10 protein-coding genes and 1 pseudogene are annotated in these 7,388 nt (G+C 32.3%); 4 read left to right on the forward strand and 7 right to left on the reverse strand.

Annotated elements, in window-relative coordinates:
- Window positions 1–28 precede the first annotated feature (28 nt).
- The 7 genes from JCM21531_RS24665 to JCM21531_RS23100 all read right to left on the reverse strand — a co-directional run bounded on the left by JCM21531_RS24665 (window position 29) and on the right by JCM21531_RS23100 (window position 4,068).
- The gene (locus JCM21531_RS24665; RefSeq protein ID WP_369347721.1) at window positions 29–340 is read right to left on the reverse strand and encodes a response regulator transcription factor; all 312 of its coding nucleotides are present in this window, start codon (window positions 338–340) and stop codon (window positions 29–31) included.
- Window positions 330–620 (reverse strand): response regulator, encoded by a 291-nt coding sequence (locus JCM21531_RS24670; protein ID WP_369347722.1) that lies wholly within the window; start codon window positions 618–620, stop codon window positions 330–332. Before JCM21531_RS24670 ends, JCM21531_RS24665 begins: the two co-directional genes overlap by 11 nt.
- Before the next feature lie 304 nt (window positions 621–924).
- Window positions 925–1,377 (reverse strand): sensor histidine kinase, encoded by a 453-nt coding sequence (locus tag JCM21531_RS16170; RefSeq protein ID WP_038291384.1) that lies wholly within the window; start codon window positions 1,375–1,377, stop codon window positions 925–927.
- A complete protein-coding gene (locus JCM21531_RS16175; protein WP_162149324.1) occupies window positions 1,337–2,257 on the reverse strand; it encodes a cache domain-containing protein in 921 nt (306 codons plus the stop codon). Before JCM21531_RS16175 ends, JCM21531_RS16170 begins: the two co-directional genes overlap by 41 nt.
- 152 nt (window positions 2,258–2,409) lie before the next feature.
- A complete protein-coding gene (locus JCM21531_RS23090; protein WP_243467854.1) occupies window positions 2,410–2,586 on the reverse strand; it encodes a hypothetical protein in 177 nt (58 codons plus the stop codon).
- Window positions 2,583–3,605, reverse strand: coding sequence for an ABC transporter substrate-binding protein (locus JCM21531_RS23095; protein WP_243467855.1), 1,023 nt, complete (start codon window positions 3,603–3,605; stop codon window positions 2,583–2,585). The genes JCM21531_RS23090 and JCM21531_RS23095 overlap by 4 nt, the downstream gene beginning before the upstream one ends.
- Before the next feature lie 43 nt (window positions 3,606–3,648).
- A complete protein-coding gene (locus JCM21531_RS23100) occupies window positions 3,649–4,068 on the reverse strand; it encodes an ABC transporter substrate-binding protein (protein WP_243467856.1) in 420 nt (139 codons plus the stop codon).
- A 386-nt stretch (window positions 4,069–4,454) separates the two neighbouring features.
- Between JCM21531_RS23100 and JCM21531_RS16185 the strand changes: the two genes are divergently transcribed.
- From JCM21531_RS16185 to JCM21531_RS16200, 4 genes and pseudogenes are all read left to right on the forward strand, one after another.
- On the forward strand, window positions 4,455–4,640 hold the full coding sequence (locus tag JCM21531_RS16185) for a hypothetical protein (protein WP_038291387.1): 186 nt from the start codon (window positions 4,455–4,457) through the stop codon (window positions 4,638–4,640).
- Between the two features lie 93 nt (window positions 4,641–4,733).
- The gene (locus JCM21531_RS18515) at window positions 4,734–5,162 is read left to right on the forward strand and encodes a cysteine peptidase family C39 domain-containing protein (RefSeq protein WP_157833703.1); all 429 of its coding nucleotides are present in this window, start codon (window positions 4,734–4,736) and stop codon (window positions 5,160–5,162) included.
- The gene (locus JCM21531_RS16190) at window positions 5,155–7,053 is read left to right on the forward strand and encodes a peptidase domain-containing ABC transporter (RefSeq protein WP_162149325.1); all 1,899 of its coding nucleotides are present in this window, start codon (window positions 5,155–5,157) and stop codon (window positions 7,051–7,053) included. Before JCM21531_RS18515 ends, JCM21531_RS16190 begins: the two co-directional genes overlap by 8 nt.
- Window positions 7,054–7,202: 149 nt before the next feature.
- Window positions 7,203–7,388: pseudogene (locus JCM21531_RS16200) on the forward strand (IS256 family transposase); the annotation flags it as partial.

Consider the following 7,388-nt stretch of genomic DNA (forward strand, 5'->3'; position numbering starts at 1 on the left):
TTATTAAAATAACTTTCTGCACTATTAATCAAATAATATTGTTTTTGACTGCTAAAATCGCCAATTGTGTTCTATCCTTAAGGTTAAATTTTTTCAACATGCCGGAAATTACATTCCTTACACTTCCCTCGGCCAAGTGTATTGTTCTTGCTATTTCATAATTGCTTTTTCCGTCAACAATAAGCTTAATTATACTTAATTCCCTGTCTGTCAAATCGATATTCAAATTTTTATTTCCGAATATTGATATTTTCTTATGAGAAACAACGTTATTTACCACATTTTTATATGTATCATTATGTAAAATATTTAATCCCGCTGCAATTCCTTTAACAGTCAATATTAACTTCTCCTGATCTATATCTTTGAGCATATAACCATCTGCGCCATAATTCAATACACTTTTTTATCCTATCCTCGTCATTAAATACTGTAAGAATAACAACTTTAGTATTATTAAATTTGGTTTTGATTAGTCTCGTTCCTTCAATTCCATCACATATTGGCATTTCCATATCCATTAAAACAACATCCGGTCTAAATTGCTCGCATAGCTTTAAAGCTTCTTTACCATTTTTTGCGCATCCTACAACCTTTATTTCTTTGTCCTGCTCAAGTATTTTTTTATTCCTTCAGTAACAATTGATTGGTCGTCTGCCAAAACAACTTTAATCATAGATAATTTTGCCTCCAATCAAATATTCTTCCGTTAAATAAAAAGTGATTGTGTGTAAAATGATAAAGCATACTTTTATTCTTAAAACTCTATGTTCTGAAATCAATTACTCCAAATTTAAGTTTCATTTAATGGTAATTCAACGTGTATATTAAAACCATTTTCATCACCGGAACCAAACTCCAGTTTCCCATTTAATCCTTCAACTCTTTGTTTCATCGCTTGCAATCCAAAACCTTTTTTTGTGTCTATACTCTTGCAACCTCCCCATCATCGAATATAAAGAGACTGATGTAACTATCAGTAAATTTTATAATAATATTTGCCTTAGTCGCCTTTCCATGCTTTAGCGAATTTGCAAGAGCTTCTTGACAAATTCTGTAAATAACTTCTTTATGTGACTCACCAATATTTTGTTGTATTTTGTTGACTGAAAGTTCAACATCCAAACCAGAATATTCAAAATCAGCAGCCAGCCTTTCAAGAGCATCAAAGAAATCCATCTCTTCAAGCTTTTTAGGAGAGAGTCCTGAAATTGACCTTCTTACTTCATTTAAACCTTCCCGGGTAATTTTAAGGGCATTTTTCAGATTATTCTCCGTTTCTTTAGCGTTCTTTTTACAAGTCAGGATGCTAACTTGTAAAAGAGTTATTAATATACTAAGTGTCTGTCCCAAAGTATCGTGTACATCCCTTGCCACACGGTTTCTCTCCCGTAAAATAAGCATTTTCCTCAACGGTAGAAGCATATTCCTTTAGCTGTTCATTGGCATTTTTGAGTTTTATATTTATCTGCTGAGTAGTTTTATTCTTTGAATACATCATAAAAGCTATTGAAAAGCTGATAAAGCTTAATAAAAAGAATAGAGTTGCTGATATCACTATATTGAATACAATTTCATTCACGGGAACAATATTTACAATTTTCCATGGAAGCTCTTGAACCTGTAACATCCTGCACTTGCATTTTTTGTTGTTAATTTTTAAAAAAAAACTTCTAGTACCTTTAAAATTCATGTCTTCCGGAGGATTGCCCTCCCAAATTTCCTTGCCTAATCGTTTATAATCAGGAGTTGCTATTATTCTGTCATCTTCATCCAATATCACAAAATAACCGTCATCGCCAACTTTTACGTTATCAACCAGCTCCGAAAGCTTAAACAATTCAATATCAAGTCCTACCACCCCTATAGGATTGCTATATTTATCTACTACTCTCCTAACACAACTTACAACATCATCATTTGAAAAATCGCTTCTATGAGAAACCCAGACAAATTGTCTTTTTCCTTCAATAGCTTCTTTAAACCAAATTTTATCAGTTAGATTTTGTCCTGATTCCCTTGCGAATTTATAAGAAATAGTGATACCATCATTTGCCACAAAATAGATATTACTTATTCTGTGGTCAGATAGTATGATAGATTCAAATAGTGACAATATATCATTTCTTAGGAACTTATCGTTTGCTCTGTATACTGCAAAATCGTTGTTTTGAGATAAAATGTTTATTATGTTTTCCGGATATCTAAAAAAATCTTCTACTACCTTCTGTTCCTGATACATACTCTGAGATAACATATCTTCATAACTTTTATTAATACTTACCTCTGATATATAGCAGAAAGTAATATTTAAAAAAATAAATAATAGTATTATAAAAAATTTAATAAGCGACCCATGATTTATTTTCACTATTCTCCTCATTTTGCGACTCAAACTCCAGATACTTTTTATCTTTTCGCATATTCTATATAGGCGTTTCTAAAATAGATTTCGGCTAAAGGAGTCTTTAAATAATTTTTTACATAAGGTTTTACATAATATGCGTTTTTCCCATAGAATAATGGAATTATTGTGTATGACTCCATTAATACTTTTTCCGCCTCATGAAGCAATTCAAGCCTCAAAGAATTGTCATTGATGCACCTGCCTTTTTTATCAAAGTATAATATTGCAACGGAAGAATTCCTTTAAAATCATCTTCGCTAGCCAGAAACCCCAAAAAGTTTATTGGGTCTGCAAAGTCTGCTATCCAACTGTTAATCACAATATCAAATTCTTGCAAATTCTTTTTTTGGGAATAAAGTGCATCCTTGCATACATCTATTTCCACATTTATTCCAAGGTTTGCTTCCCAGCTGTCCTCAATATATTCTGCTATACCCAAACTTCTTGCAAGTATCGAAATTGTGGGAAATTGACTCAAATCAGTGTATCCGGCTTCTTTGAGCAAGGTTTTTGCTTTGCTTACATTATCGCTGGAGAATTCCTTATGCATATATTCTCCACCCTTTATTCTAAAATCGCTGCCCAGTTCTAAATCTGGAATTCCTGGGGGAACAAATCCGGTCGCAACTTCTTCATTCATCTTTCCTTCTTCTACAATGTAGTTTCTATTAAGCGCCAGCTCCAAAGCTTGTCTGACTCTGATGTCATCTAAGGGTTTGTTTTGAGAATTAATACACAAGTAGACTGTAGTCAATGAGTTATCGGCAATTACATTGAACCTTTTTGAGTCAATCTCATCTGCAATATTTACTTCTGACGGAAATACATATCCAAAATCTATGGTGCTTTCTTCAGGAGATTTATTGCTCAATATTTCTTCGGTATACCTTGTCCATATTTCTTTTTCATCTATTCTTTCAATAAGATATGTAATAGAATTAAGATGTACATTATCTTTATCCCAATAATGTGGATTTTTCAATGTCACAATTTTTTTATTATCATATAGCTTTTCCAAATAAAAGGGGCCGTTACTTACAAATGTATGAGGTTTACGGTGCCAAGAATCCGGATCCTTTTCAACAATATCCTGCCTTACAGGAAAGTACGTATGGTAATTGAGTATTTCGAGAAAAAACGGAGTAGGATTTTCCAAGATTACTTCGAGGGTATGGTCGTCCAATGCCTTTACGCCCACATCATCTCTTTCTGCTTTATTGTTATTATATGCTTGTCCATTTTTAAAAATACATCATAAATACAACAGCTGAATCCTTATTGGGATCCAGTGCACGTTTCCACGCATATTCAAAATCATAAGCAGTGACAGGCTTACCATCACTCCACATAGCATTCTTACGCAAATGAAATGTATATTTTAAACCGTCAGGAGATACTTCCCAACTCTTTGCAATCCCCGGTTCGATCAAACCATCAACATTTTTTCTTACAAGACCTTCCCATATATTGCATGCAATGTATTGCTCATTTAACAGTCTTAAATATGCCGGATCTAGAGTTGTTATTCCATGTTGTAGTGCAACAATTAGGTTTTGGCTAGCTTTATCCTCTTTGGAGCATCCGATAAGTGTTGTTATAGAAAGAATCGTAATAGCAATTACTATTTTTTTGAATACTGCTTTTCGGTCAAACCTCTTCATCGTCGATCCCCCCAGATGCGAATAATATTAGCTACCAATATATTATCATAAATATAATTTCAAGTAAATAAGTTCTATTTTTATATATTGCACAAGTATTAACTGAATTTGCTAATGTTCTCATATTATATATGTCATTATAATTCAAGACATATGACAAATGTAATGATTTTAATGACAGATGGTATATTGTTTATATCTGTAAATAGCATACAATGAAATTGCTGCAGCATAATCCTCAAACATAAAAAGGTGAATTAAAACTAGTACGTACTAATTGGGTTTATCTTTGAAGGGAGTAGACATGCAAAATTCAGGCTCCAAAACACTAAATAGTTTTAAAAGGAGCCTAAAGATTATTCAAAAAACTGAAAGGAGATGATCATATGAGAAAAATGACATTGGAAGCGCAAAGAAGTATTTCAGGAGGCAAAACATATACTTATACATGTGAGTTCTGCAAAAAAGAATTCACATCGTCAATTCAAATTTTAGCTTGGGAAAAATGGTACACGCATAGAGCAAAATGCATGAACGAATATATGGACAAAGCAATCTACGGTTGGTACTAATTCTAGAAATTCAAAACGGCAATAGGCTTGTCCTTTTGCCGTTTTGAATCATGACTTAATATGAAGCAAGATAAAATCAATAGGGGTATGTATATGAGTATTTCTCTAGTTAAACAACATGATATAAAAGATTGTGGCGCCGCTTGTCTTTCTATGATTTGTCGTTTTTACGGATTAAAACTTCCATTGGCTACATTAAGATCTCTTATAAAAGTTGATAGCAATGGTGCCAATATTTATGGGATTGTTAATGGTGCAAAACAAGTTGGGCTTTCGGCAGAACCGTTGGAAGGCACCCTCGAAGAGTTCTTGAATTCTTATAACAATAAAGAAATCCCTTTGCCTCTTATCGCAAGAGTAATAATCGATAATACGCTAGAACATTTTGTTGTCGTATATAAAATCAAGGGTAATAATATATACGTGGCTGACCCGTATAAAGGATTTTTGAAATACTCTTATAAGGATTTTTTCTCAATTTGGACAGGACATATAATTATCTTTGAAAAGACAGTTGTTTAAACCCGATAACAAGTGCAAAGGTTCTTTTGCGAAGTTTTTCAAATTGATTACACGGCAACGCAAATTATTGATATCTGTTTTTATTTTATCTTTGATTATTTCTGCCATAGGAATAGTTGGTACACTTGTATTTCAGTTTATTATTGATGATGTTATTCTTACAACTTGCACTGAAAGTGTTGCTGGACACGTACACGAACATGATTATACTTGCGAAGAAGACTGCAACATAGAAGAGGAGGATTCTAACGATAATGAAAGTCCAATTATAGGGTCTATTTCAAATCTATTAATAAATTTTTATGACTTATTGAATAATCCGCATTTTAAACAACTCGATTTTATTTGTATCGCTATTATATTACTATATATTTTGCAGGCATTAATCCAATTCTTTCGAGGCTATCTGCTGGCAAATATGTCCAAAAAGATCGATATACCTTTAATGCTTGGATATTATAACCATGTTATTGAGTTACCCATGGAGTTCTTTGGTACAAGGAAAACTGGAGAAATTATATCTAGATTTTCTGATGCCTCCAATATAAGAAATGCCATATCAGGAGCCACTCTTACTCTTATGATTGATTTGCTAATGGTAATCGGAGGGAGTATTATCTTAGTTTCTATTAGCTTGACTTTATTCTGGATTGCACTGGCAATGATAATAATATATGCAATTACAGTTTTAATCTTTAAAAATCCAATAAATAATATAAATCATTGCATCATGGAAAACAGTTCAAAAGTAACTTCATTTCTTAAAGAATCAATTGATGGAATAGAAACCATAAAGTCATTTAATGGCGAAGAACAAGTAAAGAATCAAACAGAAAGTCTATTTATGAATTTATTAAACAGTATTTTTAAAGGATCTATCATATTTTATATGCAAGATATAATAATTAATACAATATCACTAATCTCTTATGTTATTATTTTGTGGGTTGGAGCCTACTTGGTTATGAATGGAACCGTTACATTAGGGACACTCATTTCATTTTACTTCTTATTGTCGTATTTTATGAATCCTATCAAAAATCTAATCGAACTCCAACCAACAATACAGACTGCAGTTGTTGCAGCAGAAAGATTAAATGATATACTTGAATTACAACCGGAAAAAGGCAATATTGCTTATATAGACAATGATACTGAAATTTATGACTTCAAAAAGAAAATTGAATTTAAAAACGTAAATTTCAGATATGGTCACCGCCACTTGGTTTTAAAAAATATAAACCTCTCTATTGAGCCAGGTCAGCGTGTAGCCTTGGTTGGCGAAAGCGGTTGTGGTAAAACTACGCTGGCTAAATTGCTTATGGCTTTTTATCCTGTTGAAAGTGGCAACATTTTAATAGGCAGTAGAAATATAAATGATATTCCTCCCAAAATACTCCGCAGCAAAATAGCTTATATCTCGCAAAATACGTTTTTATTTTCAGACACCATTATCAATAACTTATTAATGGCCAACCCAAGCGCAAACGAAAATGAAATAGTACATGCCTGCCAAGTAAGTCATGCAAATGAATTTATTGATAAAACAGCTTTTGGCTACAATACCATGCTAGAAGAATGCGGAAACGATCTGTCAGAAGGTCAAAAGCAAAGATTGGCTATTGCCAGAGCACTGTTGAAAAAACCTGATATATTAATTTTAGATGAAGCAACAAGCCATCTTGATAGTATTACAGAAAAAAGCATAAAAAAAACACTAGCAAAAGCAACATCCAACATGACCTGTATCATTATTGCTCACAGATTAAGTACGATAAAAAATTGCGATAAAATTTTTGTTATGGATAAAGGTGAAATTGTTGAACACGGTACACACGAAGAATTAATTAATAATAATGGACTATATGCAAAATACTGGAATGAACAATAATCCTACATATTGTAGGATTTTGTTTACAATATCCACAAGTAATTATTATAAAGCAATCATGGAGAATGTTGAAAATTTTGTGTATAAGAGAATGAAAAGACTCCTTCTTGGCAAGAATTACAAAATAATATCCAAGGAGGAGATTTTTTATGTCAACATTATCAAAAGAGCAAGTGAAAGAAATAATTAAGAGCAATAATTTCCAAAGTGTTGCCGATGTAAGTGCATACCTAAGAGATATCTTTAAGGACATTATTCAAGAACTTCTTGAAGCAGAACTTGAAGCTAAATTAGGGTATGGAAAAGATGATGTAGAAAACAAAAATACAGATAAA

The sequence above is a fragment of the Acetivibrio straminisolvens JCM 21531 genome, from assembly GCF_000521465.1.
GTDB lineage: Bacteria > Bacillota > Clostridia > Acetivibrionales > Acetivibrionaceae > Hungateiclostridium > Hungateiclostridium straminisolvens.

Coding starts and splice junctions, on each gene's coding strand:
- JCM21531_RS16175 (WP_162149324.1), bottom strand. CDS start 2,257: ATGTTATCTCAGAGTATGTATCAGGAACAGAAGGTAGTAGAAGATTTT.
- JCM21531_RS16185 (WP_038291387.1), top strand. CDS start 4,455: ATGAGAAAAATGACATTGGAAGCGCAAAGAAGTATTTCAGGAGGCAAA.
- JCM21531_RS18515 (WP_157833703.1), top strand. CDS start 4,734: ATGAGTATTTCTCTAGTTAAACAACATGATATAAAAGATTGTGGCGCC.
- JCM21531_RS23100 (WP_243467856.1), bottom strand. CDS start 4,068: ATGAAGAGGTTTGACCGAAAAGCAGTATTCAAAAAAATAGTAATTGCT.